This is a genomic window from Arthrobacter sp. AB6 (assembly GCF_031844545.1).
Taxonomy (GTDB): domain Bacteria; phylum Actinomycetota; class Actinomycetes; order Actinomycetales; family Micrococcaceae; genus Arthrobacter.
This window is the reverse complement of sequence record NZ_JAUZVL010000005.1, coordinates 45994-70602: the sequence shown is the minus strand read 5'-3', so window position 1 is coordinate 70602 and position 24609 is coordinate 45994. Positions and strand designations below refer to the sequence as shown.

At 65.1% G+C, this 24609-nt stretch carries 24 protein-coding genes, 1 tRNA gene and 1 pseudogene; 16 read left to right on the top strand and 10 right to left on the bottom strand.

The window, feature by feature from the left end; translation table 11 throughout:
* Positions 1-20: 20 nt before the first annotated feature.
* Complete coding sequence (locus Q9R30_RS05595) at positions 21-236, bottom strand: hypothetical protein (RefSeq protein ID WP_104996483.1); 216 nt, start codon at positions 234-236, stop codon at positions 21-23.
* 261 nt (positions 237-497) lie between these two features.
* Between Q9R30_RS05595 and Q9R30_RS05590 the strand changes: the two genes are divergently transcribed.
* Both Q9R30_RS05590 and Q9R30_RS05585 read left to right on the top strand, forming a co-directional pair.
* Positions 498-2111 carry a peptide chain release factor 3 gene (locus tag Q9R30_RS05590; protein WP_311217006.1) on the top strand — a complete coding sequence of 538 codons (1614 nt, stop codon included), beginning with the start codon at positions 498-500 and terminating at the stop codon, positions 2109-2111.
* Between the two features lie 6 nt (positions 2112-2117).
* A complete protein-coding gene (locus Q9R30_RS05585) occupies positions 2118-3362 on the top strand; it encodes a beta-ketoacyl-[acyl-carrier-protein] synthase family protein (protein WP_311217005.1) in 1245 nt (414 codons plus the stop codon).
* Between the two features lie 108 nt (positions 3363-3470).
* Here the strand turns inward: Q9R30_RS05585 and Q9R30_RS05580 are convergent, their stop codons facing one another.
* Positions 3471-3944, bottom strand: coding sequence for an NUDIX domain-containing protein (locus Q9R30_RS05580; RefSeq protein ID WP_104996486.1), 474 nt, complete (start codon positions 3942-3944; stop codon positions 3471-3473).
* A 118-nt stretch (positions 3945-4062) separates the two neighbouring features.
* On the opposite strand from Q9R30_RS05580, the gene Q9R30_RS05575 reads away from it, so the two are divergent.
* On the top strand, positions 4063-4332 hold the full coding sequence (locus tag Q9R30_RS05575) for a hypothetical protein (RefSeq protein WP_104996487.1): 270 nt from the start codon (positions 4063-4065) through the stop codon (positions 4330-4332).
* On the opposite strand, the gene radA is transcribed toward Q9R30_RS05575, so the two are convergent.
* Positions 4333-5706 carry a DNA repair protein RadA gene (gene radA, locus Q9R30_RS05570; protein ID WP_157239683.1) on the bottom strand — a complete coding sequence of 458 codons (1374 nt, stop codon included), beginning with the start codon at positions 5704-5706 and terminating at the stop codon, positions 4333-4335.
* 230 nt (positions 5707-5936) lie between these two features.
* Here radA and Q9R30_RS05565 point away from each other — a divergent pair, with 230 nt between their 5' ends.
* From Q9R30_RS05565 to Q9R30_RS05555, 3 genes are read left to right on the top strand one after another with little or no spacing between them, the layout of a single operon-like run.
* Entirely contained in the window at positions 5937-7853 is a 1917-nt protein-coding gene (locus tag Q9R30_RS05565; protein WP_311217004.1) for a beta-glucoside-specific PTS transporter subunit IIABC, read from the top strand.
* Between the two features lie 43 nt (positions 7854-7896).
* Positions 7897-9318: a glycoside hydrolase family 1 protein gene (locus Q9R30_RS05560; protein ID WP_396136696.1), complete on the top strand. Its 1422-nt coding sequence runs from the start codon at positions 7897-7899 to the stop codon at positions 9316-9318.
* A gap of 26 nt (positions 9319-9344) precedes the next feature.
* The gene (locus Q9R30_RS05555; protein ID WP_104996491.1) at positions 9345-10223 is read left to right on the top strand and encodes a PRD domain-containing protein; all 879 of its coding nucleotides are present in this window, start codon (positions 9345-9347) and stop codon (positions 10221-10223) included.
* Positions 10224-10236: 13 nt separating this feature from the next.
* Here the strand turns inward: Q9R30_RS05555 and Q9R30_RS05550 are convergent, their stop codons facing one another.
* Entirely contained in the window at positions 10237-11364 is a 1128-nt protein-coding gene (locus Q9R30_RS05550; RefSeq protein WP_311217002.1) for an FUSC family protein, read from the bottom strand.
* Positions 11365-11621: 257 nt separating this feature from the next.
* Here Q9R30_RS05550 and pstS point away from each other — a divergent pair, with 257 nt between their 5' ends.
* The 5 genes from pstS to Q9R30_RS05525 all read left to right on the top strand — a co-directional run bounded on the left by pstS (position 11622) and on the right by Q9R30_RS05525 (position 16255).
* Complete coding sequence (gene pstS / locus Q9R30_RS05545) at positions 11622-12743, top strand: phosphate ABC transporter substrate-binding protein PstS (RefSeq protein WP_104996493.1); 1122 nt, start codon at positions 11622-11624, stop codon at positions 12741-12743.
* Between the two features lie 107 nt (positions 12744-12850).
* On the top strand, positions 12851-13783 hold the full coding sequence (gene pstC / locus Q9R30_RS05540) for a phosphate ABC transporter permease subunit PstC (RefSeq protein ID WP_104996494.1): 933 nt from the start codon (positions 12851-12853) through the stop codon (positions 13781-13783).
* Entirely contained in the window at positions 13784-14896 is a 1113-nt protein-coding gene (pstA, locus tag Q9R30_RS05535; protein WP_311217001.1) for a phosphate ABC transporter permease PstA, read from the top strand.
* An 81-nt stretch (positions 14897-14977) separates the two neighbouring features.
* The gene (pstB, locus tag Q9R30_RS05530; RefSeq protein ID WP_009357830.1) at positions 14978-15757 is read left to right on the top strand and encodes a phosphate ABC transporter ATP-binding protein PstB; all 780 of its coding nucleotides are present in this window, start codon (positions 14978-14980) and stop codon (positions 15755-15757) included.
* Positions 15758-16009: 252 nt separating this feature from the next.
* A complete protein-coding gene (locus Q9R30_RS05525; protein ID WP_311217000.1) occupies positions 16010-16255 on the top strand; it encodes a hypothetical protein in 246 nt (81 codons plus the stop codon).
* 1 nt (position 16256) lies between these two features.
* Here the strand turns inward: Q9R30_RS05525 and Q9R30_RS05520 are convergent, their stop codons facing one another.
* The 4 genes from Q9R30_RS05520 to Q9R30_RS05505 all read right to left on the bottom strand — a co-directional run bounded on the left by Q9R30_RS05520 (position 16257) and on the right by Q9R30_RS05505 (position 19475).
* A complete protein-coding gene (locus tag Q9R30_RS05520) occupies positions 16257-16664 on the bottom strand; it encodes a hypothetical protein (RefSeq protein WP_104996497.1) in 408 nt (135 codons plus the stop codon).
* A 202-nt stretch (positions 16665-16866) separates the two neighbouring features.
* Entirely contained in the window at positions 16867-17880 is a 1014-nt protein-coding gene (locus Q9R30_RS05515) for an inorganic phosphate transporter (protein ID WP_199775305.1), read from the bottom strand.
* 1 nt (position 17881) lies between these two features.
* Positions 17882-18499 carry a DUF47 domain-containing protein gene (locus Q9R30_RS05510; RefSeq protein ID WP_104996498.1) on the bottom strand — a complete coding sequence of 206 codons (618 nt, stop codon included), beginning with the start codon at positions 18497-18499 and terminating at the stop codon, positions 17882-17884.
* A gap of 316 nt (positions 18500-18815) precedes the next feature.
* Positions 18816-19475, bottom strand: a complete 660-nt coding sequence (locus tag Q9R30_RS05505) for a hypothetical protein (protein ID WP_104996499.1) — start codon at positions 19473-19475, stop codon at positions 18816-18818.
* A 189-nt stretch (positions 19476-19664) separates the two neighbouring features.
* On the opposite strand from Q9R30_RS05505, the gene Q9R30_RS05500 reads away from it, so the two are divergent.
* Together Q9R30_RS05500 and Q9R30_RS05495 are read left to right on the top strand one after the other, a co-directional pair.
* A tRNA-Lys gene (locus Q9R30_RS05500) sits at positions 19665-19737 on the top strand.
* 632 nt (positions 19738-20369) lie between these two features.
* Positions 20370-20588 (top strand): annotated as a pseudogene (locus Q9R30_RS05495) (DNA-directed RNA polymerase subunit alpha C-terminal domain-containing protein); the annotation flags it as partial.
* Positions 20589-20600: 12 nt separating this feature from the next.
* On the opposite strand, the gene Q9R30_RS05490 reads toward Q9R30_RS05495, so the two are convergent.
* Positions 20601-20942, bottom strand: a complete 342-nt coding sequence (locus tag Q9R30_RS05490; protein WP_311216999.1) for a recombinase family protein — start codon at positions 20940-20942, stop codon at positions 20601-20603.
* A 108-nt stretch (positions 20943-21050) separates the two neighbouring features.
* A complete protein-coding gene (locus Q9R30_RS05485) occupies positions 21051-21356 on the bottom strand; it encodes a metal-sulfur cluster assembly factor (protein WP_104999574.1) in 306 nt (101 codons plus the stop codon).
* Between the two features lie 768 nt (positions 21357-22124).
* Here Q9R30_RS05485 and Q9R30_RS05480 point away from each other — a divergent pair.
* From Q9R30_RS05480 to Q9R30_RS05470, 3 genes are all read left to right on the top strand, one after another.
* The gene (locus Q9R30_RS05480; protein ID WP_104996501.1) at positions 22125-22328 is read left to right on the top strand and encodes a bacterioferritin-associated ferredoxin; all 204 of its coding nucleotides are present in this window, start codon (positions 22125-22127) and stop codon (positions 22326-22328) included.
* Positions 22315-22806 carry a bacterioferritin gene (gene bfr, locus Q9R30_RS05475; RefSeq protein ID WP_104996502.1) on the top strand — a complete coding sequence of 164 codons (492 nt, stop codon included), beginning with the start codon at positions 22315-22317 and terminating at the stop codon, positions 22804-22806. Before Q9R30_RS05480 ends, bfr begins: the two co-directional genes overlap by 14 nt.
* Before the next feature lie 698 nt (positions 22807-23504).
* Entirely contained in the window at positions 23505-24530 is a 1026-nt protein-coding gene (locus Q9R30_RS05470; RefSeq protein ID WP_311216998.1) for a LacI family DNA-binding transcriptional regulator, read from the top strand.
* The last annotated feature ends 79 nt before the right edge of the window (positions 24531-24609 follow it).

The window sequence follows — 24609 nt, the reverse complement described above, 5'->3', positions numbered from 1 at the left end:
CCTGAAGTCCCTAACGAAGGTCAGCTCATCCGTTCCCGCAGCATCCGCTCCAGGTCCTTGCTGACCTTCGAAAGGGACGCCGCCCGGAGGGCCTTCTGCTCGGCCGGACTCTGGGTTCCGCGGCGGGGGCGCTGCACTGCGTTCCCGCGCGAATCCGGATCCTGCATCCGGGCAGGGGCCAAGCCGGTGGCCAGGGGATCGAAGAACAGGTTGCCGGAAAAGGAGAGACCCTGCACAGCCGCTCAGATCCTTGCCATGCGGCGCAGGGGGCATCCGTGCGCCGGGTTGTCGTTGGTGTTCATGCGGTCACGCTAGCCGGGCGTCATTTCGCGGCCTTGAACGTGCCGTTTCGCGGGCGTTAAGCGCCGCCGCCGCCGGTTTGCCGCCCTGCGATAAACTGGAACTTGGCTGTTTGCCAGCCCCGTTTCCCCGGCCCCACCGCCTCAGTGCCCCGCGAGGCAGCGCCCGGGCAGTCCCACCGCAGCGAAAGTAGCACCGTGTCCCAAGATGTCCTGACCCCCGCCCGGATCTCCGGTATCCACAAAGAGGCGGGCCGTCGCCGGACCTTCGCTGTCATTTCGCACCCCGACGCCGGCAAGTCCACGCTCACCGAAGCGCTGGCCCTGCACGCGAAGGTGATCGGCACCGCCGGTGCCTCCAGCGGCAAGGCCAACCGCAAGGAAACCGTCTCCGACTGGATGCAGATGGAGAAGGACCGCGGCATCTCCATCAGCTCCGCGGCGCTGCAGTTCTCCTACCGGGACACCGTCATCAACCTCCTGGATACCCCGGGCCACGCGGACTTCTCCGAGGACACCTACCGCGTGCTGGCCGCCGTCGACTGCGCCGTCATGCTCGTGGATGCCGCGAAGGGCCTGGAAACCCAGACCATGAAGCTGTTCGAAGTCTGCAAGCAGCGGAACCTGCCCATCGTCACCGTCATCAACAAATGGGACCGGCCCGGCCTGGACGCGCTGGCCCTGATGGACGAAATCACCGAGCGCACCGGCCTGCAGCCCATGCCGCTCACGTGGGCAGTCGGCATCTCCGGCGACTTCCGCGGCGTCTGGGACCTCCGCAATGACCGGTTCGCCCGGTTCCAGCGCAACAACGCCGGCGCGCAGATCGCCATCACCGAGTACTTCAGTCCTGAGGAAGCTGCGGAAAGCCAGGGCAGCAACTGGTCCAACGCCGTGGACGAGGCCGGCCTGGTCATCGAATCGAATTTGGAGTTCGACGTCGAAAGCTTCCACGCCGGCAAGGCAACCCCCATCCTGTTCAGCTCCGCCGCGCTGAACTTCGGCGTCAAGGAACTGCTGGACGCGCTGGTGGACTTCGCCCCGCCGGCAGCCCCCCGCCCGGACATCGAGGGCAATCCCAGGCCGGTCGAGTCCCCGTTCTCCGGCTTCGTCTTCAAGGTCCAGGCCGGCATGAACAAGGCCCACCGGGACCACGTAGCCTTCATCCGCGTCTGCTCCGGCGTCTTCGAGCGCGGCATGGTGGTCACCCAGACCCGCACCGGCAAGTCCTTCGCCACCAAGTACGCCCAGCAGGTGTTCGGCCGCGAACGTGAAGTGATCGACGAGGCATACCCCGGGGACGTCGTCGGCCTTGTCAACGCTTCATCCCTGCGGGTGGGGGACAGCCTGTTCCTCGAGGGCCCGGTGGAATACCCGGCCATCCCGCTGTTCGCCCCCGAGCATTTCCAGGTGGCGCGCTCCAAGGACCCCAGCAAGTTCAAGCAGTTCCGCCGCGGCATCGAGCAGCTCGAACACGAGGGCGTCATCCAGGTGCTCCGTTCCGACGTCCGCGGCGACCAGGCTCCGGTGCTTGCCGCCGTCGGCCCCATGCAGTTCGAAGTGGTGGAGGACCGCATGGCGCACGACTTCAGCGCGCCCATGCGCCTGGAACGCCTGCCCTACTCCCTGGCTCGAATTTCGACGGCGGACGCCATGCCTGCCCTGGCCAACGTCCCGGGCGCCGAGGTGCTTTTGCGGTCCGACGGCGAATACCTGGCCCTGTTCAACGACGTCTGGGCGCTCCGCCGCATTGAAAAGAACCACCCGGACCTCACCCTCGTGCCCATCGGCACGCACAACCCAGCAAAGTAGCGAACCATGAACGCAGTTCAAGCCGGTGCAAAACAGCCCCGCGCGCTGGTCACCGGCGTCGGCACCATCAACCCGGTCGGCTCGTCCGTGCCCGAAACCTGGGCCGGCCTTGTGGCCGGAAAATCCGGGATCGCGCCGCTTGAGGATGCGTGGGCCGAACAGCTGCCGGTGAAGATGGCAGGACAGGTCACCGCTGATCTTTCCGCGCACCTCAGCACCCGCGAAATGAAGCGCATGGACCGCTGCGGGCAGCTGGCGCTCATCGCGGCGCGCGAGGCCTGGAAACAGGCGGGCGCACCGGGGGTTGATCCCGAGCGCTTCGCCGTGGTGATCGGCTCGGCGTACGGCGGGCTTGGCTCCACCCTGGAGCAGGACCGGACGCTGGCGGCGTCGGGCCCGCGCAAGGTTTCGCCGCACACCCTCACCCGGCTTATGGTCAACGGCCCGGCCGCCTGGGTGTCCATCGACCTCGGCGCCAGGGGCGGCGCCCGGACGCCGGTCAGCGCGTGTGCCTCCGGGGCTGAGGCGATTGTCCAGGCAGCCGAGATGATCCGCTCAGGCGCTGCCGACGTCGTTATTGCCGGCGGCGTTGACGCCTCGGTCAACGACCTTGTGGTCACCGGCTTCTCCCAGATCCGCGCACTGTCCACCCGCAACGACGACCCGCAGCGGGCATCGCGCCCGTTCGACGGCGGCCGGGACGGGTTTGTGCTCGCGGAGGGCGCCGGCGTGGTGGTGCTGGAGAGCGAAGAGCACGCGCGCGCCCGCGGCGCAGTGGTGCTGGGGGCAGTGGCCGGGGGAGCGGTCACGTCCGACGCGAATGACATCGTGGCGGCCGATCCTGCCATGCAGCGGCGGGTGATGCAGAAGGCGCTTGAGTCCGCCGGCATGACCGCCGGGGACATCGGCTTCGTCCACGCGCATGCCACGTCCACGCCCGTCGGGGACAGGCTCGAGGGCCAGGCCATCAACGCCATCTTCGGCGGCGCGATCCCGGTCACGTCCACCAAGGGGCACACCGGGCACCTGCTCGGCGGCGCGGGGGCGCTGGCCGCCGTCGTGGTGGTGGAAGCCCTGCGCACCGGGATGCTGCCCGGGACACTGAACGTTGAGGCGCAGGACCCCGAGGTGGACCTAAACGTGGTCACCGAAGAAGTCCGCCAGCTCCAGCCCGGAACTCCTCCGGCCGGGCTGGTGAACGCCTTCGGTTTCGGCGGGCACAGCGTTGCCCTGGTGATCACTGGCGCTTAGGCCCTGCAAAACGGACTTGTCCGGCGCAATACGCACCCTGGCGCTCGCAGGTGCAGAGACCAGTAGCGGGTGTCCGAAGCGCAGCCATCGGAAGAGGCAGGGCAGGCCTTAGGCCTGCGCGCGGACGAGCTTCACCAGGGCCTCAAGGACCGGCAGTTGGCCCTTCACCAGCTTGAGCCTGGCTTCAACTTCCGGGAACCAGCGGGCATCGTCGATTTCCGGGTATTGCTGGATGCGGCCTGAACCTTTGGGCCACTCCAGCGGAAAGGTGTTGCTGACGATCCCTTCCGGTTGGAAGTCATGCTCGGCTGCAAATACCGTGATGAGTTTGCCCGAGGGCTGTTTGAACTCGCCGAGTAGCCGGTAGTCCGCAGCGGGCGCGGGAGTTCCCATCTCCTCTGCGAACTCGCGCAGGGCCGCGTCCAGCGGGTCCTCGCCTGCGGAGTATTCACCCTTGGGGACGGACCAGGCCTGCGCGTCCTTGCGGGCCCAGAACGGGCCGCCCATGTGGGCAATCCACACCTCCAGCAGGCCCGGGGCCGCCTGCCTGTACAGCAGGATTCCTGCACTCGTAACGGGCATTTGTCCTCCCGGGGATGGATGTTCCATAACGAACAGAAGATGCCGTCCAACGTTAACCTGCAGTTCACGGCCCTGGTTTAGGTTATTCCTTCAGGCACTCTGCTCGAAGGGACCCGTCATGGCCAGTATCGCTGAGGTTTTGGGTCGGCTTACGCCGGAAGAACTTGAAGAGCTTCGCAGCCTTGGTCCGCAGGGCCACTTGCCGCGGCACCTGGTGGATGCCCTGGACCGGGCAGCTGGCGGGCCGGGCTCCGGCCGCGGCTACTACGTACCCACCGGAAACGTCACTGCCACGGGCGGGCCGCTGCTGGTGCTGCGCAGCGACGTGTCGGGGTGGCTTTTCAATGTTCACCGGGACGACCCCGATTCCTTGCCGCAGCACGGATAGCTACCCGATCAGCAGGCTCAGGGCCTCGGTCAGGTGTTCAACTTCGCGCACTGAAAAACCGGCCGGTATGGGGCCGGGCCCCGCATGGCTCGCGGGGACCACGGCGTGCGTAAACCCGAGGCGGTGGGCCTCCTGGATGCGCTGGTTGATGCCCGGAACCGGACGGACCTCGCCGGCCAGGCCCACTTCTCCAAAGGCAATGAGCCGGATGGGCAGCGGTTTGCGGGCCTTGGCCGAGGCCACGGCCAGGGCAATGGCAAGGTCCGTGGCAGGTTCGCTGAGCTTCACCCCGCCCACCGTGGCCACGTAGGAGTCGTCCTTGTGCAGGAGTGTTCCCGCGCGCTGCTGCAGCACGGCGAGCAGCATGGAAACCCGCGAACTGTCCAGCCCGCTGGTGGCCCGGCGGGGCTGCGAGTTGGGACTTTCCGCGAGCAGTGACTGAACCTCGGCCAGCAGGGGCCGCCGGCCTTCCATGGTCACGGTGATGCAGGTTCCGGAAACCGGGTCCTTGGTGCGGCTGACAAAAAGCCCGCTGGGATCGGCGAGGCCTTCAATGCCGTTCTCGTTCAGGTCGAAGCAGCCGACGTCGTCGGTGGGCCCGTAACGGTTCTTGACCGCGCGCAGCATCCGCAGCCGGGAATGGCGTTCGCCCTCGAACTGGCACACCACATCCACCAGGTGCTCCAGCAACCGCGGCCCGGCGATGGAGCCGTCCTTGGTCACATGTCCCACCAGCAGGGTTGTCATGTTCCGGCGCTTCGCCGCGGCAATGATGGACGCGGCAACCTCCCGGACCTGGGACACGCCTCCGGCGCTGCCGTCAACATCGGCGCTGCTGAGGGTCTGCACCGAGTCCACGATCAGGAGCCGCGGCTCGATCTTCTCCACCTGCCCCAGCGCCTGGCCCAGGTCCGTTTCCGCGGAGAGATAGAGCGATTCAGCCACGGCGTCGATCCGCTCCGCGCGGAGCTTCACCTGCGCCGCGGATTCCTCCCCGGTCACGTACAGCACGTCCTGGGCCGTCCGGGCGAACTTGGCGGCCACGTCCAGCAGCAGCGTGGACTTTCCGACGCCGGGCTCCCCGGCCAGCAGGATGACGGCGCCCGGAACCAGGCCGCCGCCCAGCACCCGGTCCAGTTCATCAACGCCCGTGGGCAGGAACGCGGCCGTGGTGGCGTCCACCTCGGCAATCCGGCGGGCGGGCTCAAGGACTGTTGTGGCCGCCGTCGTACGCGCCACGGCGGTGCCGGTTTCCTCAACGGTGCCCCACGCCTGGCACTCGCCGCAGCGGCCAACCCATTTGACCGTGGTCCAGCCGCACTCGGCGCACTTGTAGGCGGGCGCCTTGGATGCCCGGGAAGTCTTCGTAGCCATGCGTCCAACCCTAGCGGCGGGCTCCGACATTCCAGGCCGCCGCCCTGCGGCAGGGACACCAACTCCGGCCGGGAAAGCACTTGCCCGGAACTCGAGCCGCCTGTATAGTCGAACGTCGAAGGCAATTTCGCCTACAGGATTGTTACTCGGAAACGGGGCAAGACCTGAGAAGCACACTACGTGCGTCTCGGGTCTTTTTTTGTGCCCAAAAATAGACAGAGAGGTCTGACATGGCAACTGTGGACTACCGGTCGCTGGCCGGAGATATCCTGCAGGGGGTGGGCGGCGAAAAGAACATCACCAGCGCCACCCACTGCGCAACCAGGCTCCGGCTCAAGCTGCGGGACGATTCCCAGGCGGACCAGGCGGCCATCGAGAAGCTGCCCGGCGTCATCACCGTGATGAAGGCCGGCGGCCAGTTCCAGGTGGTCATCGGCAACAACGTCCCCACGGTCTATGCCGAACTGGGCAAGATCACCAAGCTCACCGGTGACGACGCGGGCAGCGATGAACCCGTCCAGCACGGCAACCTCTTCAACCGCTTCATCGACCTGATTTCCTCCATCTTCTCGCCGGTCATCTGGCCGCTGGCTGCAGCCGGCCTGCTCAAGGCGTTCCTGAGCATGGCCACCCAGTTCGGATGGCTGGATCCCGCCTCGCAGACCAACGTGATCCTGGCAGCAACCGCGGATGCGCTTTTCTACTTCCTGCCGATCTTCCTGGCGGTCACCGCCGCGAAGCGGTTCAAGACCAACCAGTTCACCTCCATGGCCATCGCCGGGGCGCTGGTCTACCCGAGCATCGTGGCGCTTGCGGCCCAGCCGGAACCGGTCAACTTCGCCGGCATCCCCATGGTGATGATGAATTACACCAGCTCGGTCCTGCCGATCATCGTGGCGGTCTGGCTCCAAGGCTATGCGGAGCGTTTCCTGACGCGCGTGCTGCCGTCCGCCATCCGGAACTTCACCACGCCGCTGCTGACGCTCCTGGTCATGGTGCCGCTGGTCCTCCTCACTGTCGGTCCCGTCACCACGTTCGCCGCGCAGGGCCTGTCCGCCGGGATCAACGCGGCCTTCACCTTTGCGCCGTGGCTCGCGGGCGCCGTCATGGGCGGCTTCTGGCAGGTCTTCGTCCTGTTCGGCCTGCACTGGGGCCTGGTTCCGGGCATGCTGAATGAAATCGCCACCCAGGGCTACTCACTGCTTCTCGGTCCGCTGCTCGCCGCAGTGCTGGGCCAGGCTGCCGCGACGCTCGCCGTTATGTTCCGGACCCGCAACAAGGCCCGCCGCACCGTTGCCGGACCCGCGGCACTGTCCGGCTTCCTCGCCGGCATCACCGAACCCGCCATCTACGGCGTCAACCTGCCCCTGAAGAAGCCCTTCTACTTCGGCATTGCCGGCGGCGTGGCGGGCGGCGCCATAGCAGCCGCCGGCGGCAGCGGCGCTTCGGCGTTCGTGTTCCCCTCCCTCCTCGGACTGCCGGCCTTCAGCCAGGTGGGCAACTTCGCACTGCAGCTGCTGGGCACCGGCACCGCCGTCGCCATCGCCTTCAGCCTGACCTTCTTCTTCGGGCCGCGTGAGGAAGCAGCGTCCGACGCCGGCACGTCCGTTCCGGAAACCCCTGCGGAGACGGAGGCGGCAGCTGCGCCCGTCCCCGCTTCTGCGCCTTCCGGCACCGCGGCCGCCTCCACCGGCACTGTGAACGTCCTGGCACCAGTCGCCGGGCAGGCCGTGGCTTTGGCAGACGTCCAGGACAAGGTGTTTGCGTCCGGTGCCATGGGCAAGGGCCTGGGCATCATCCCGGCCGACGGCCGCATCTGCGCACCCATTTCGGGCTCCATCAAAGCGGCCATGAAGACCGGCCACGCCTTCGGCATCAAATCGGAGGACGGCGTCGAGGTCCTGGTCCACATCGGCATCGACACCGTCCAGCTGCAGGGCCGCGGTTTTGATTCCGCCGTCACCCGCGGCCAGCAGGTCTGCGCCGGTGACCTGCTCGCCGTCGTCGACCTCGACGTCGTCAGGGAGGCCGGCTACGACACCACCACGCTGGTGATGGTTACCAACACTGCCCAGCTCGGCAGCGTTGAACCGGTGACCGGCGGGACGTTCGCCCAGGGCGACACCGCCATCACCGTCCAGGCCTGACGCCCGGATCCTGGCTCCACTTTCCAGTCCTACCGATGAAGGAATGATTTTTGTGACCACCACTTTCCCCGACGGCTTCCTTTGGGGCGGCGCCACCGCCGCCAACCAGATCGAAGGCGCCTATGACGAAGGCGGAAAAGGCCTGTCCATCCAGGACGTGATGCCCAAGGGCATCACCGAGACACCTACGGAGGGTCCGACGCCGGAGAACCTCAAGCAGGTGGCAATCGACTTCTACCACCGCTACGAGGAGGACATCGCCCTCTTCGCCGACATGGGTTTCAAGGTGTTCCGCTTTTCCATCGCGTGGAGCCGGATCTTTCCGCTCGGTGACGAGGAAACCCCCAACGCAGAGGGACTGGCCTACTACTCCCGGATCCTGGACGAACTCGAAAAGCACGGCATCGAGCCGCTGGTGACCATCAGCCACTACGAGACCCCGCTCCACCTGGCCCGGAAGTACAACGGCTGGACCAACCGCGAACTGATCGGCTTCTACGAACGTTACTGCCGCGCCCTGTTCGAGCACTTCGGCGGCCGGGTGAAGTACTGGCTCACGTTCAACGAGATCAACTCCGTGATCCACGAGCCGTTCCTTTCCGGCGGCATCCCCACGCCCAAGGAACAGCTCACCAAGCAGGACCTCTACCAGGCGATCCACCATGAGCTGGTGGCGTCCGCCCGGGCAACCAGGCTGGCGCACCAGCTGATGCCGGGTGCGCAGGTGGGCTGCATGATCATTGCGCTGCCCACCTACCCGCTGACCCCGGACCCCTCCGACGTCGTGGCGGCCATGCACACCGCGCAGGACAGCTACGCGTTCGGCGACATCCACTGCCGTGGCGAGTACCCCGGCTACCTGCTGCGGTACTTCCGCGACAACGGGATCGAGCTGGCCATCACGGCCCAGGACCGCGAGGACCTGAAGAACACGGTGGATTTTGTCTCCTTCAGCTACTACATGAGCATCTGCGAGACCGCCGATCCGGCCAGGAAGACCAAGGGCCCCGGCAACATCATGGGCGGCGTCCCCAACCCCACGCTCACGGCTTCCGAGTGGGGTTGGCAGATCGATCCGCAGGGCCTGCGGGTTGCCCTCAACGACTACTGGGACCGCTGGCAGAAGCCGCTCTTCATCGTGGAGAACGGCGTGGGCGCCAAGGACCAGCTGGTCGAGGTGAACGGCGCACAGACCGTCCTTGACGATTACCGCATCGGCTACCTCAACGACCACCTGGTGCAGGCCCGCGAGGCGGTTGAAGACGGGGTCCGGCTGATGGGCTACACCTCCTGGGGATGCATCGACCTGGTGAGTGCCTCCACCGCGCAGATGAGCAAGCGGTACGGTTTCATCTACGTGGACAGGAATGACGACGGTACCGGCTCCATGGAGCGCTACCCCAAGAAGTCCTACGGTTGGTACAAGGAAGTCATTGCCACCAATGGCGCCAGCCTGAAGAAGTAACCGCTCAACGACGAAAGGAGGACGACGTGGAAGTCTTGCGCGTTTTCAACAACAACGTCGTCCTCGCCCGCGCCGCCAATGGGGGAGAGGTCATCCTCACCGGCCGGGGCCTCGGTTTCCAGGCCAAACCCGGCCGGAAGGTGGACGAAGCCAAGGTGGTGCGGGTGTTCGTCCCGGAGGATGGCCGCAACGCGGACAACTTTGGTTCACTAGTGGCGGCCATCCCGCCCGAACACCTGGCCCTAGCCGACCAGGCACTGGAAATCGCCCGCGGCGGGATGGACGGGCCGCTGAACTCCACCACCGTGGTGGCGCTTGCGGACCACCTGAGCTTCGCCATCAAGCGGCTGCGGCAGGGCCTGAACATCGAGTACCCGCTGCGGGCCGAAGTGGCCCACCTTTATCCGGACGAGCTGCGGATGGCGCAGCAGATCGTGGATTTCGTGAACGCCCGGCTGGAGGACCCGTTGCCCGGCGACGAGGCAGTGGCAGTGGCACTGCACTTGGTGAACGCGGGCTTTGCCAGCGGGGACCTGTCCTACACGTATCAGATGACCGGCGTCTTCGCGCAGCTCTTTGAGGTCCTGGAGCAGGCCTATGGGCGGGCCTTTGACCGGGAAACCGTCAACGCTGCCCGCTTCATCACCCATCTGCGCTACTTTTTCGTCCGCGCCCACACCGGCCGGCAACTGGCCGAAGGGGCAACGGGGCTGGGCTCTGCCATCCGGCAGGCCTACCCCGATGCCTTCGGCACCGCCCTCAAGCTGCAGGCCGTCCTGGAACTGCGGCTCGGCGAGCCGCTGACTGAGGACGAGGTGACCTACCTGACCCTGCACGTCGCCCGGATGGCCGACGACCTGCGGCTGCAGGACGCAGCATTGCAGGCCCGTCCCCCGGCCAAATAGGGCCACCGGGGCGCTACAGCGCGGGCAGCACGTCCCGGGCCTCGCGCGCGTCCATGCCCGTGGCCTCCAGCAGGTCCACCATCAGCGGCCGGTACAGCATCACCACCGTTTCGCCCTCCAGCCGCTGCACTTCCAGGAGCTTGGGGTGCAGGCGCAGGGCGATCTCGCTGAGGTCCCGGCGGGCGGTGCGCATGTGGGCGCGGCGGACGCCGTCGTGCGTTTCCGCCAAGCCGAGCGAAAGCTCGTCAATGGCGGCAGCGGTTTCCTGCAGGACCTCCGCGATGTTCTCCGTGGCTTCATCCGAAAGCGCCGCATGGTTGATGGCGCTGGTCAGCCGCCGCGCGAAGACGCGGCTGTTCCGGAGCGCCAGGTCGATGAAGTCCAGCGACTGTTGCAGCTGGTCCAGTTCGTCCCGGTGCCTTCGGTAGGCGGGCGCCAGCCTGGCCACCTCTCCGGAGGTGCGCAGCGACTGGCGCATGGCGTCCACCAGCGGCTGGCAGTTCCTTCCCCGGATCAGGGCGTGCCAGGCCTGGGTGGAATCGCTGTTGTCCAGGGCGTTTGCGCACTCGCGCAGCACCTCGGCAAGCTCGTGGAGGAGTTTCTTCACGTCCTTGCGGGGTTCGCGGCGCGGATCCTTGGGGACGAGGATGGTTACCAGCAGGGCGAACAGCCCGCCCACCACGGCGTCGATGCTCCGCGTGAACGGCCCGCCGGCCGGTGCGGGGAGCAGGACAACCAGCAGCGACTGCAGCCCCAGCTGGGTGGTGAAGATATTGCCGCTGTCCAGGAAGCGGGCCAGCAGGATGGAGAAAAGAAGGACGACGGCGGCCTGCCAGATCCCGGGGCCCAGCCAGTGAAGGAGCAGGTCGCCCACCGCAATGCCGATGGTGCAGCCCAGGCCAACCTCCACCACCCGCCGCAACCGCGGCTCCCGGGAGAAACCGAGGGCAATAAGGGAGGACGTGGCCGCGAACAGGGGGCCGGAATGTCCCAGCACATACTCCGCGAAAGCGTACGCTCCCACGGCGCACACGGTCATCTGGACCGCAGGGAGCAGGGAGTTCCGGCTGCGGATCAGGCCTGTGCGGAAGCGCCCGCGCAGGAACCGCCTGCCTGCTGAGAGTCCTGCTGCGGGAGCCATGCCGTCCAGTGTATTTGCTGCCCGCCCCGTTTTATTTCCGGTGCGCAGCGCCTTACGGTGGAACATGTGATCTGCGCAATGGTGACCGGGCATTTGTAAACGAATATCCCGCCGCCGTTAATCCTCCGTTAACCTTGGGCAGCCCATCCCGTTACCTGCGGACCCTAACTTCGATGAAGGTACAAAAAGTACGCATCGCGCAGCAGGGTTCTCCGTCCCTGACCGCAACTGAAAAAACCCTGGAAGGGGTACATCTAGTGAAGGCACTCCGCTTCGGCCGCCACGCGGCTATCGCTGTTATCGCAGCCGGCGCTCTCGCGCTTACCTCCTGCGGTTCAGACAACGCCACGAACACCTCGCCCACCGGCAACCAGACTTCTGCAGGCCCCAAGGTCACCGGCACCCTGACCGGCATCGGCGCATCCTCCACAGGCGCAGCCATGGACGCGTGGAAGGCAGGCTTCGCCTCCGCAAACCAGGGCGCCACCGTGCAGTACTCCCCGGACGGCTCCGGTGCGGGCCGCAAGGCCATCATTGACGGCTCGGCCCAGTTCGCCGGTTCGGATGCCTACCTCAAGGACGAAGAGCTCGAGGCCTCCAAGGCTGTATGCGGTCCCGACGGCGCCATCAACATCCCGGTCTACATCTCCCCGATCGCCGTGGCCTTCAACCTCCCCGGAATCACGGACCTGAAGCTGGACGCAACCACGGTTGCCAAGATTTTCCGCGGCGAAATCGCCAAGTGGAACGATCCCGCCATCGCCGCCCTGAACGAGGGCGTCAACCTGCCGGACCTCAAGGTCACCCCGGTAAACCGTTCGGATGACTCCGGCACCACCACCAACTTCACCGACTACCTGGCCTCCGCAGCACCCGAGGTCTGGACGGACAAGTCCTCCGGCGTGTGGCCTGCCACCCTGCAGGGCGAAAACGCCAAGGGCACCTCCGGTGTAGTCAAGACCGTCACCGACACCCCCGGCGCCGTGACCTACGCTGACGACTCAGCTGTGGGCGGCAAGCTCGGCACCGCCTCCATCAAGGTGGGCAACGAGTTCGTCAAGATCTCCTCCGACGCCGCAGCCAAGGCCGTCGAGGCAGGCAAGGCCGTTGAAGGCCGTTCAACCAATGACGTCGCCATCAAGCTGGACCGCAAGACCACCGCATCGGGTGCCTACCCGGTGGTGCTGGTTTCCTACCACGTGGTCTGCAGCACCTACGACAAGCAGGAAACCGTTGACCTGGTCAAGGCCTTCGAAAACTACGTAGTGTCCGAGGAAGGCCAGCAGGCCGCCGCGGATTCCGCCAAGTCGGCCCCGCTTTCCTCTACCCTTGCAGAGAAGGCAGCAGCGGCTATCGACTCCATCAAGGTTAAGTCCTAATAAGCCGCTCTGAAACCGGGTTCCCCGCCTGCCGAAAGGCAGTGCGGGGAACTTGGCATTGGGCAACGCATCTTTCCTGAATCAGCTACCGACCGAAGGGCCGTCGAATGACCGCCACCCCCCTGACAAGTACCCAGAGCGCCGGGCGCGCCGGGGACAAAATCTTCTCGGGCGCCGCGCTGGCCGCTGGCTGCCTCATTCTTGCCGTCCTCTTCGGCGTCGCACTCTTCCTGGTTGTCCAGGCAATCCCCGCGCTGACCGCCCCGGCCGACAAAATCCAGGGCGGCGCCGGCTTCTTCGCCTACATCTGGCCTATCGTGATCGGCACGCTCATCGCTGCGGTCATCGCCCTGGTCATTGCCACACCCATCGCCATCGGCGTCGCACTGTTCATCTCGCACTTCGCCCCCCGCGGACTCGCTTCCGGCCTGGGCTACGTGGTGGACCTGCTGGCCGCCATCCCGTCCGTCATCTACGGCGCCTGGGGCGCGGCCTTCCTGGCGAGGGAAATCTCGCCCGCCTACAACTGGCTGGCCGCCAACATGGGCTGGCTGCCGATCTTCCAGGGTCCGGCTTCCGCAACAGGAAAGACCATCCTGACCGCCGGCATCGTCCTGTCTGTGATGGTCCTCCCTATCATCACCTCCCTGTCCCGCGAGATCTTCCTCCAGACCCCCAAGCTGCATGAGGAAGCTGCGCTCGCCCTGGGCGCCACGCGTTGGGAAATGATCAAGATGTCCGTCCTGCCGTTTGCCCGGCCGGGCATCATCAGCGCCGTCATGCTGGGCCTGGGCCGTGCACTCGGCGAGACCATGGCCGTTGCCCTGGTGCTGTCCTCCGGCGCACTCACCGCCAGCCTGATCCAGTCCGGCAACCAGACCATCGCCGCGGAAATCGCCCTGAACTTTCCGGAGGCCAGCGGCCTCAAGGTCAGCACCCTCATCGCTGCCGGCCTGGTCCTCTTCGTCATCACCCTGGCCGTGAACATGATCGCGCGCTGGATCATCACCCGGCACAAAGAATTCTCGGGAGCCAACTAAATGACCTCCACGCTTACCCCTGTGCGCAGCAAGCGTTCGGCACTTACCAAAGGCCAGTTGCCCAAGTATGCGCCATACGTCGTCCTTGCCGCTGCGCTGATCCTGGGTGCTGCCATCATGGCCCTGGTGGGCTTCAACCCCGTCGGCTGGGGCATCGTCTCGGCGTTGCTGTTTGCCATCGGGCTGGTGTCCTGGAGTGCAGCCGTGGAAGGCTCCCGCAAGGCAAAGGACAAGCTGGCCACCTGCCTGGTGGTGGGGTCCTTCCTCATCGCCCTTCTGCCGCTCATTTCAGTGATCTGGACTGTCCTGGTCAACGGTGTTCCCGGACTCCTCAACCCGGGATTCCTGGCAAGGTCCATGAACGGGGTCACCGGTGTCTACGACAACCGGGCAGTGGAGGAAGGCGCCCCGGTCCTGGGCGGTATCTACCACGCGCTGATCGGCACCATCCAGATCACCATCCTGGCCACGGTCATTTCGGTGCCGGTGGGCCTGCTGACTGCCATCTATTTGGTGGAGTACGGCAACGACGGCCGGCTGGCCCGCGCCATCACGTTCTTCGTTGACGTCATGACCGGCATTCCGTCCATCGTGGCGGGCCTCTTTGCGGCGGCCTTCTTCTTCGCCGTTGTGGGCCCCGGCACCAAAACCGGCGCCGTTGCCGCCGTCGCGCTTTCCGTGCTCATGATCCCCGTGGTGGTGCGTTCCAGCGAGGAGATGCTGAAGATCGTTCCGAACGAACTGCGTGAAGCCGCGTACGCCCTGGGCGTGCGCAAGTGGCGGACCATCGTCAAGGTTGTCATCCCGACGGCGATCTCCGGTATTGCCTCGGGCGTCACCCTGGCGATCGCCCGCGTCATCGGTGAGACGGCACCCATCCTGGTTACCGCGGGGTTCGCCACCAGCATCAACTCCAACGTGTTCAGCGGCTGGATGGCTTCGCTGCCCACGTTCATCTACACCCAGATCCTGAACCCCACATCGCCGGCCAACCCGGACCCGTCTTCCCAGCGCGCCTGGGGGGCGGCCCTGGTGCTGATCATCCTGGTGATGGTCCTCAACCTCGGCGCCCGGCTGATCGCCCGGGTCTTCGCCCCCAAGACGGGCCGCTGACTGTTTTCAGGCCACCGTCCCTTCCGGTCCTTCCCGCCGGAACCTAGACTTCAATTCATACCCAGTTAGTGAAGGAACACCATGTCTAAGCGCATCGACGTCAAGGACCTGAACGTGTACTACGGCGATTTCCTCGCCGTGGAGGACGTCACCATCAACATCGAGGCCAAGTCCGTCACCGCGTTCATCGGACCCTCGGGCTGCGGAAAGTCCACCTTCCTGCGAACCCTGAACCGCATGCACGAGGTCCTTCCCGGCGCGCGCGTGGAGGGCGAGGTCCTGCTCGACGGCGACAACCTGTACGGCCCGGGCGTTGACCCCGTGACTGTCCGCTCGCAGATCGGCATGGTGTTCCAGCGGCCCAATCCGTTCCCCACCATGTCCATCCGGGACAATGTGCTGGCAGGCGTGAAGCTGAACAACAAGAAGATCTCCAAGGGCGAGGCCGACGTCCTGGTGGAGCGCTCGCTGAAGGGCGCAAACCTGTGGAACGAGGTTAAGGACCGCCTGGAGAAGCCGGGCTCGGGCCTTTCCGGCGGGCAGCAGCAGCGCCTGTGCATCGCCCGTGCCATCGCCGTGGAGCCGCAGGTGATCCTCATGGACGAGCCGTGTTCGGCGCTGGACCCCATCTCCACCCTGGCCATCGAGGACCTCATCAATGAGCTCAAGGACCAGTACACGGTGGTGATCGTGACGCACAACATGCAGCAGGCAGCCCGCGTCTCGGACCGGACCGCTTTCTTCAACATTGCAGGCACCGGAAAACCCGGCAAGCTGATCGAGGTCGGAGACACGCACACCATCTTCAGCAACCCCACCCAGAAGGCCACGGAGGACTACGTCTCCGGCCGCTTCGGATAACCCGCCGGCATAACCAAGGCGCAACAAGAAGCCCGGGCGGGAATCCATCCTGCCCGGGTTTCTGCTTTCTCCTGCCGGGGCGGCTTCAGAAACGCATGTTGTCCAAGGCCCCGCCATTTAGTAAGCTCAACTAGATACTTGTCTAACTAGTAAATTGCAGGCTTAGGAGCTTTCTTGACACAGACGGGGCATGGCCTTGTGGGCCATCACTTCAAAGTTTCCGGAAATCCCGGACGGGAAGATCCGGCAGGGATGGCCGTCAGGAGAGAAGCCGCAGCCGGCGGGGAGCACCTCTCCGCGGTCTGGCGCACCAGCTCCTACCTGGAGAGCGTCCAGTGGGAACTCGATGCCGCCCACGAATCCCTTAGGGAAGCTGTCCAACAGGCAGCCAGCTCCGGAGTGGACCACGGCGCGCTCCTCCAGGCGGCGAACATGACGTCCCAGGAACTGGAAGCGGCCCTGCTGGACGCCCCGTCCGCCTGGCCGGCAGGGATTTAGCCTACTCCGGAACTTCAAGCTGGAAACCGCACCGGCAGCGCAGGACCCGCGTGGGCAGCGAGACCATGTTCAGGGCACCTCCGTTGTTGCTGCTGCGGTAGCAGAGCCGTTCGACCTCGAACTCGGCTTCTTCCATGGGAAACCCGCAGTGGATGTACTCATCGCCGAACAGGATGACCTGCGCCATCCAGCGCACCTGGTGCAGCGCCGCCGCCACATCCCGTGCATAAGCGAGGTGTTCCTGGAACAGCCGGCAGTCGTTGCAGGTGTAGGCAACGGTGACCAGGTCCCCGTTGGCTGCCCCCATCGCCCTGATGGCGTGGATGGTTAATCGATGTTCGGTCCCGCAGGTTTCGCAGCGCAGCTGCCGCGGCTGGGGCAGGGAACGCCGGGGATTCGAAGTAGACATGATGCCTGATCATTTCCGCGAGGTGCATCCATGCCGCCGATATGCTGCAGCGGCCCAGTCCGCGGCCCTGCACCCGGCGGCGGATGTCCGGCCCCGGAAATCGTGAGCACGGGATTCCGGAGACTTACTCTCGAATCTACGTCACCGTGATCAGCGTGTACAGGGGAACCTAAAACCCGCATGACGCCGGGACGTACCAGGTTCAGCCAGCCACCGGGGTGAGCGCCAAAGCCAGCACGAATGCCAGTGCAGCCGTGGCGGCGGGGGTGAGGACCCAGAGCCCCACGATCCGGATCACCAGCTTCCGGTTAGTCACGGAAAAATGCTGGTTCTCTCCCGCCCCGAGGACCGCCGAAGTCACAGTGTGTGTGGTGGACAACGGCCAATGGAGCCCAATGGCACCCACAAAAAGCATTACGGCGCTGAAAGTCTGGGCGACAGATCCGCGCAGCGGATCCACCCGGGTAATTCTGTACCCGATTGTGTGCGAGATCCGCCAGCCGCCGAACATGGTCCCGGCGGCGATCATCACCGCTGTCAGCAGCATCACCCACAGGGGCAACGAGCCGCCGTCGGCATACCCGGCCGCCAACAGCGCCAGCAGCAGCACGGCGCTCACCCGCTGCCCGTCCTGCAGGCCGTGTCCGAAAGCCACGGCCCCGGCCGCCACTGCCTGGCTCCGGCGGAAGCGGTGGTTGACCACATTGGGCTGGGAGTAGCGGGCGGCCCAGGTGGCCGGATACACCAGCATGAAGGCGCCGCTGTACGCGACGAGCGGGGACAGCACCAGCGGAAGTACTACCTGGAAGAGCAGGGACTGGTCCACCCCTCCGACGCCGGTGCCGCCCACCGCCAGGCTGGCCAGTCCGGCGCCGGCAAGTCCGCCCACCAGGGCATGGGTGGATGAGGCGGGGATGCCGCGCCACCACAGCAAAATTCCCCATGCGCACGCGCTGGCCAGCCCGGCCACCAGGATGCTGAGGCCCTGCGGCCCCGGAGGAAGGCTGATCCAGGCCCGGCTGATGGCCACCGCAAGGCCGGCGCTCAGGAGGGCGCCAACGAAGTTGAAGAAGGCTGCCAGCAGCACTGCGACGCTGGGGGTGAGTGCCCTTGTGCGGACCGCAAGCGCGACCGAGGTGGACGCGTCACGGAAGCCGTTGAGGAAGGCGAACGCCGCAGACAGCAGGACCACCATGCCGAAGATGACCGCTGTCACCTCAGGATTCCTTGACGATGAGGCTGCCTACCTGGGTGGCGATCCGCCGCATGTCCTTGGTGACTTCCACCAGCTGGTTGGCGATGTCCCGGTTACGGGAATACTGCGCCCACTTCATGTCCGCGATCATGTCCGCCACCCATACGCGGTGGGTGCGTTCGGCGCGCTTGGTGAGGCGGAGGATTTCGATCCAGTAATCCTCGAGGTCATCGAGGTTGTTGAGCCGGCGCATGGCATCCACGGTCAGTTCAGCCTGCCGGCTGATGATCTCCAGCTGGTCTGCGGCCCGCTTGGGCAGCCGCTCCAGCTTGTAGAGGGCCACCAGCTCCGCAGCCGCGTCCATCTTCTCCATCGCCTCGTTGAGGTAGCGGGAGAGCGCGTACATGTCCTCGCGGGGTAGGGGATTCACGAAACTGGACCGCATATGCGTCAGGAGGGCGAAGTGCAGCTCCGCGGACTTCGCCTCGTGGTTGTGCATGTCCTCTACCAGCTTGTCGTGTTCAGCTGCAGGGACGCCAAGAATTTCAGCCAGGGTGGCGGCTGCCAGCACAATCTGCTGGGCCAACTGGGAAAGGAGGTCCAGCCCGGCGGGCTCCTGGGGGAAAAGGCGCAGCTTCACGTGTTTACCGGTCTCCGGGGAAAAGTACGGGCGGGGTGTTGCTGCCGTGTGACTTGACCCCGGCGCGCAACTGAGCCAACTCTACCGGCCCGTAACTTGGCGCCTGGAAACAGGCCCGGAATGTCCGGAAAGACGGGAGGAAAAGTGGCAGAAAAATGGTGCCGAACCGGATACGCCTCTCGGCGGTAGGCCGCTCTAGGCGGCTAATTGTTGAAGCCCGGGGGTTTCGCGGCTCGGCACCGATTTCAGTTTTCTACTTTGCCTGGCGCAAGTCAATCTTGACAGATTGGGCAACGGCGGGGCAGGCGGGCCGGTTTCAGTCGAGTTCGCCCAGCCGCCACGCATTCGCCGCATGCTCCAGGTCCTCAGCGGTTTTCACAAGCTGGTGCGAGTTCCGGGTGAGTTTGCTGGCGTGTGCTTCGTTGCCGTGCTCGGCACCGTCGGCGATGGTCGCCTGGCCGAGTGCCACAACCCGGCAAAAGGCTGCGGAACGTTCCAGCGCGACGTCGAACTCGCCGTCGAACGCGCCGGAGAGGATGGCATCCGCCATGGCCCGCATCTCATCGGCGCCCGGCGGTTCGGCCGCTCCGGCCACCACGTTGGACACCTGGGCTGTGTCCTTGCCGGCCCGGAAGTACACGGAAATGCGCTCGGGGTCCTGGACCGTGGCGGCACGCAGGGCGTAGAGGCGCCATAACGCGCCGGGCAGTGAACGCGCCGGACTTTCGGCCCACATTTCCGCGATGGCCTCCAGCCCCTGCTCGTCGGCGAGCTTCACCAGGCGCTCAGTGACCACGGGATCGTCACTGTCGCGGCCGTGGCGGACCAAGGCCTGGGCCGCGAGGTGGGCCGCCTCAGACACCCGCGCGGGATCCGCGCCCCCGGTAAAGGGCTCGAAGTCGATGGGAGCGAAGGGCTTGGGCTTATGGTGCCGGTTCGCGCCGCCGTAAGGACTGGATCCTGCTTGCTCACTCATGCCCCCACGCTACTCCTGTGCCAAGGCGGAAATCGAGCATCCGTTCCTGTCGGCGGTCGCAGGATTCCGCGGCCGACGGCGGACGGGCAGCTTCGTGCGAACGCGCCGGAACCATGGGTTAGAGTATTAACGTCCAGAAATGGATTGGGCCGAGTTGGCCAGCGCTTACGGCGTTGCACCATCCGGCGGGGGCCTTTAGCTCAGTTGGTAGAGCATCGGACTTTTAATCCGTGGGTCGTGGGTTCGAGCCCCACAGGGCCCACTCTTTTAGCGAAGAGTGGAAACCCCCGGTTCCTTGCACCAGCAGGGAACCGGGGGTTTTTCCGTGAATTCATGCAGGATTCGAGCATCAGGGGCCGGTGTCATTATCAGGAGTCGTTCGCACTGAATGTCCGGAATCGGAACGCGCCCAGGCTCGTTCAGGCATCCTCAGAAGTGGAGATCAATTCCGGCAGATGAGTGTTTTACCGTAGGGACACCTGGGCTGTTGGCCACGTTGAATGTCGTGAAATTGATTTGGGTGACTTTCAGGCCGCACCGGACCTTGGCGTTGATCCGCATGACCGTCTTCCGGCAATCGGATGTCAACAGTCCCGTGCAGCAGGGGGCTTGGAAAACCGCCCACAAGGTCCTCGTGCCGTCCTGGCACGGAAGGTCCGCCGGAAGTCAATCGGCGCCCGAATATTCAAATAGGATTATGCACGCATTCAGAGTTATGCCCGTCACACTTCGGGTGGAGCTCCTGCGACGTGGTGCGGATCGATGACCCGATTGCCGCCGCGCGCTTAGGGAAAGGGAGAACGTTATGTCCGAAACTGCCGCCTTGGACGTCATGGCCGTTTCATATGGATCTGCAGCCATTCATCACCTTGGGTGCCGCCTGGTTTGGACAAAATGTACTTGCTTCGGGATCACGGCCGGGGAAAGCCTGTGAACGCCTCACCCCGGGAACGGGAGCTTGCCCGGTTTCGCCCCGTCACTGAACTCGCCCTCCCCTCAAGAGCAACAAATGCTCTGCTTCGGAACGGAGTGCGCTCGGTGGGACAATTGATCGCCCGGTCAAAAGAGGACCTCATGACAGAGATCATGGGTCTTGGGGAAGGAATGCTTAAGGTCATCGAGGCCTCACTCGCCCTGGAAAACCTTTCGCTCGCACCAACGGATAAACCTTCTGTGGCGTTTGCCCAGGTACCACCACGCCGCGCTCGGAGCCGATCCAAGACCGATCGCCACGTCACCAACCACAAGGCATGGATCGGGCCAAGGGACGACAATTTCTGACCTGGGAGGGAGGTCTTTCACGCTCCGGCCCAGGCGGTCCAGCCTGCACACCCACAGCGTGTCACGTTCGCGAATTGTCCAGCGCCTGGTTGAGCCGGGGCATTGGGGCTTGGCGCCGCTGATCGTGTCTTTGTAGACCTTGTCGCATCCGGCCTTCTGTAGGGCGTCGCTCGACTGTCCCCCCATGGATCAACCAACCACGGGAAACCACCAAGGAGAAGCAGACCAACTCCCGTTGGTGCCGTCCAGCCTGAAAAATTCCGCCGTCAAACCCCGGGAGCTTGCACCGGGATCCTAGAGTTGTAAGCCAAAGGTACGCATCTGTTCTCGGCCTTCTTCGGTGATTCGATCCGGTCCCCAGGGCGGCATCCAGACCCAGTTTAAACGCCATTCCTGGACAACGCCGTTCATCGCTCTGCCAACCTGCTCCTCGATGACCTCGGCCAAAGGGCAGGCCGCCGAGGTCAACGTCATTGTGATCACCACTGCGCTGCCCTCCCCATACTCAAGACTGTAAAGGAGCCCGAGATCGACGACATTGGCTCCCAGCTCCGGGTCAAAGACCTCCTTGAGGGCTTCCTCCACATCCTCAAGGGGCATCGGGGCGGAGTTTGTTGCAGTTCTCGGGCTGATCTCTGTCTCAGACACTGTTCCTTCTTATGCCGTGGCACACCGCTACCGCCTAGCGACCGCAGCCCGGCGGACGGCTACGCAAGGCGCCGGCCGCCCACTTCTGCAGTTCCTGCAGTCTGAACCTGAAATTGAGCAGCTCCCAGCAGGGTGTCCGCCCCGCGAGAGTCGTCTGCACGGCGGGGACAAGATCCGCGTCGAGTGTCTTCAAACAGGCACTTCCATTACGTCATGCGCTTGTTCATGTAGCTCAAAGACTCCTGCTACAGTCTACCGCGGAAGCAAGGTAAGCCTTACCTAAGCAACCGCTATCCTGTGATCATAGTTTGAAAGCGGCTCCTTGAAAACACGCATCTGACGCTTCGTTAATGGGGCCGACGCAAGTAGCCGGGACAAACCGGGCGGATATGGCCTATCCGTAGCCGGTGGGGCCGAGTTGGGCCAGTTCACCACGGTGACGGCCCCGAATGGTGCCTTCCTGGGCGTACACCATGGCAATTTCAGGCGTCCCTGGGTCCCATCCCTACTGCAGTCGCGTTTATGGGGCAAAGCCGCGTCGCCGGAATGGTGTCCTCCGGCGGTCTGTTGACGTCTTCGTCCCCAGCGTGCACGGCGCAGGACGTGCGGAGATGGCCTCGCAGAGAGATCGACGGCTGCCCCGCCGAGCGCGTGCCGCATCCCCGAATGGACAAATAGGTAAGGCTTCCCTAACCTTGAACTCCGAGGAAGGAGGGCGCCATGATCGTCTGTCACTGCAAGGTAGTCAGCGACCGTGACATCCAGGCTGCCCTCGCTGACTGCGCCGGCTCGGTCGGGGCCGTCTGCCGCAGCACCGGGGCCGCCCAGGACTGCGGTTCCTGCATCTTTACGGTGAAGGCACTGGTGTGCCAGTATCGAGAGCAAGAACAAGCATTCCTGGAGGTCGACGGTGCAGCCAGCTAGCCCACGGATCACAGAGCTCCTCAACGACGCGCTCACCTTGGAGCTCACCGTCACGAACACCTACTTCCTCCACGCCCGGATGCTCGACAACTGGGGCCTCAGCGCACTCGGCAAGGTCTTCTATGAACTGTCCATCGACGAGATGCGCGACGCCGACGACCTGATCAACCGGATCCTCATGTTCGACGGCCATCCCAACGTGCAGAAGCTGGGAGCCATCACCGTCGGCGAGACGGCGCAAGAGATGCTCTCCCTCGCGCTCGTCAGCGAGAAGGCGGCCGTTACGCAGTTCAACGCCTCGGCGAAGGAGTGCCGCGAGCTCGGTGACCATGGCACCGCCGCGGTTTTCGAGGACATGGTCCGCGACGAGGAGAAGCACGCCGACTGGTTTGAGGGGCAGCTCGACGCGATCGAACGCGTCGGCGTCGAGGCGTACCTCGCCCAGCACATCGCGGCCGGCACCGGCCCGCAGGGCTGACCCGGCCGGCTGCCGGTCACTCGACGCGGGAATCGGCGCGAAGTTAAGACCAAGCAGCGCCCTCTCTCTTTATGCCGAAGTGTTCGCCATCAACACGACGCTGACCAGCAATTTCACGGAACCATCGGCATAACCCGGACATCAAGATAATCGATGTGCAGACGTCTGCATAATATCGAGCAGGTCAATGCCGACCTGAAGGACAGCGCGCTGGCACATATGCCCTCAAGCGTTTGTGCCGTTAAAACGGCTTGGTTCGTTGCCGCGTCATGGCCTACAACCTCCGCCTGCGCCGCCGGGATCCCCGCTGCCGGGCCCTTCGGCAAGGCCCGTACCGGAACGATCCGCCGCAAACCCACCCACATCCGGCCAGGATCGCCGCCGCGCCCGACGCATCCGGATTCACCCGGGCGGATCGGTGGATCAAGGCTTAGTGCAGAGGACTTTGGACATTCAGTGCAGTCTGCTTCTGAAAGTGACATCCCGGCGTTCCCAAGCTTCTTCGCGGTTCCTAACCCTGAGGGCGCGGATTCGCGAACAAGCCCAGGACTGCCTGCCTAGTCGCCCACGGCCTCAGCGGCCTCGGTGCCAAGCTTGGCTCGGGCGGGGTGGGATCATCTGTCCTGTTTGTACCCGCTCGGGGTGTTTGTCAGTCGTGCCGGAAGCTGCAATCCTCTCCGCGCAGGCAGAATGGGCACATGGCAAAAAGCAGCAAGGGGCGGATGCCGCGCCTTGAAGACGTGGCGGACAGGGCCGGGGTCTCCCACCAGACGGTCTCCCGGGTGGTCAACAACCATCCCAATGTCAGCAGAGCGACGCGCGCGAAGGTGGAGGCCGCAATCGCCGAGCTGGGGTACCGCCGGAATACCGCCGCCCGTAGCCTGGTGACCCGGCGATCGCAGACCATCGGCGTCCTGGCCAATGAACTGTCCCAGTACGGTCCGGCCAACACGCTCCTCGGAGTTGAACAGGCCGCCCGGAACGCCGGCTATTTTGTCAGCATCGCAGCCCTCCGCGAGGTCGGCAGGGATGCCATTTCCGCCGCCGTCAACCACTTCATGGACCAGGCCGTCGACGGAATCGCGGTGCTGGTGCCGCACGCCGACACCCTGCTGGCCCTGGAAGAAATGCGGCTGACCGTGCCGGTGGTGGCGGTGGGATCCCTCGGCAGCAGCAGCGTCAGCGGCGCCATGGTGGACCAGCGCCGCGGCGCCCAGCTCGCCGTCGAGCACCTGATCAGCCGGGGCCACCGCCGGATCGGCCACATTGCCGGGCCGCAGGACTGGACGGACGGTTCCGAGCGCGCCGAAGGCTGGCGCGAGGCACTCAGGGCTGCCGATCTGGCCGACGACCTCCTGGTGCAGGGCGACTGGAGCGCCGGCAGCGGATACGAGGCCGGCCGGCAGCTCGCGGCCGGGCGGACCGCGACGGCGCTCTTCGTGGGCAACGACCAGATGGCCCTGGGCGTACTGCGCGCCTTCGCGGAAGCGGGGGTCCGGGTGCCCGACGACGTCTCCGTGGTGGGGTTCGACGACCAGCCGGAATCGGGGTACTTCACCCCGCCGCTCACCACGGTGCGGCAGGACTTCGAGGAGCTGGGCCGGCGCTGCATGGACATCATGCTCAAGGAGATCGAAGCCGGCGCCGGCGTCAGCTCCACTGTGGTCACGCCGGAACTGGTCCTCCGGGCGAGCACAGCCCCGCCCGCGGCCGAAAAATCCTGAACAAATTTCCATGCAAGTGCATCCAACCTTGATGCTGCGCCGGTAGTAGGGGTGTAAGCAAAAACGCCCGTACGGCGGG

Bases quoted from the DNA above. Each gene is read 5' to 3' on its own strand.
- Q9R30_RS05580 (WP_104996486.1), bottom strand. From the start codon at position 3,944: ATGCCCGTTACGAGTGCAGGAATCCTGCTGTACAGGCAGGCGGCCCCG.
- Q9R30_RS05505 (WP_104996499.1), bottom strand. From the start codon at position 19,475: ATGAGTGAGCAAGCAGGATCCAGTCCTTACGGCGGCGCGAACCGGCAC.
- Q9R30_RS05485 (WP_104999574.1), bottom strand. From the start codon at position 21,356: ATGCCCCTTGAGGATGTGGAGGAAGCCCTCAAGGAGGTCTTTGACCCG.
- Q9R30_RS05470 (WP_311216998.1), top strand. From the start codon at position 23,505: ATGGCAAAAAGCAGCAAGGGGCGGATGCCGCGCCTTGAAGACGTGGCG.
- Q9R30_RS05525 (WP_311217000.1), top strand. From the start codon at position 16,010: ATGGCCGTCAGGAGAGAAGCCGCAGCCGGCGGGGAGCACCTCTCCGCG.
- radA (WP_157239683.1), bottom strand. From the start codon at position 5,706: ATGGCTACGAAGACTTCCCGGGCATCCAAGGCGCCCGCCTACAAGTGC.
- pstA (WP_311217001.1), top strand. From the start codon at position 13,784: ATGACCTCCACGCTTACCCCTGTGCGCAGCAAGCGTTCGGCACTTACC.
- Q9R30_RS05520 (WP_104996497.1), bottom strand. From the start codon at position 16,664: ATGTCTACTTCGAATCCCCGGCGTTCCCTGCCCCAGCCGCGGCAGCTG.
- pstC (WP_104996494.1), top strand. From the start codon at position 12,851: ATGACCGCCACCCCCCTGACAAGTACCCAGAGCGCCGGGCGCGCCGGG.
- Q9R30_RS05565 (WP_311217004.1), top strand. From the start codon at position 5,937: ATGGCAACTGTGGACTACCGGTCGCTGGCCGGAGATATCCTGCAGGGG.
- pstB (WP_009357830.1), top strand. From the start codon at position 14,978: ATGTCTAAGCGCATCGACGTCAAGGACCTGAACGTGTACTACGGCGAT.
- Q9R30_RS05550 (WP_311217002.1), bottom strand. From the start codon at position 11,364: ATGGCTCCCGCAGCAGGACTCTCAGCAGGCAGGCGGTTCCTGCGCGGG.
- Q9R30_RS05480 (WP_104996501.1), top strand. From the start codon at position 22,125: ATGATCGTCTGTCACTGCAAGGTAGTCAGCGACCGTGACATCCAGGCT.
- Q9R30_RS05575 (WP_104996487.1), top strand. From the start codon at position 4,063: ATGGCCAGTATCGCTGAGGTTTTGGGTCGGCTTACGCCGGAAGAACTT.
- Q9R30_RS05490 (WP_311216999.1), bottom strand. From the start codon at position 20,942: ATGGGGGGACAGTCGAGCGACGCCCTACAGAAGGCCGGATGCGACAAG.
- Q9R30_RS05560 (WP_396136696.1), top strand. From the start codon at position 7,897: ATGATTTTTGTGACCACCACTTTCCCCGACGGCTTCCTTTGGGGCGGC.
- Q9R30_RS05585 (WP_311217005.1), top strand. From the start codon at position 2,118: ATGAACGCAGTTCAAGCCGGTGCAAAACAGCCCCGCGCGCTGGTCACC.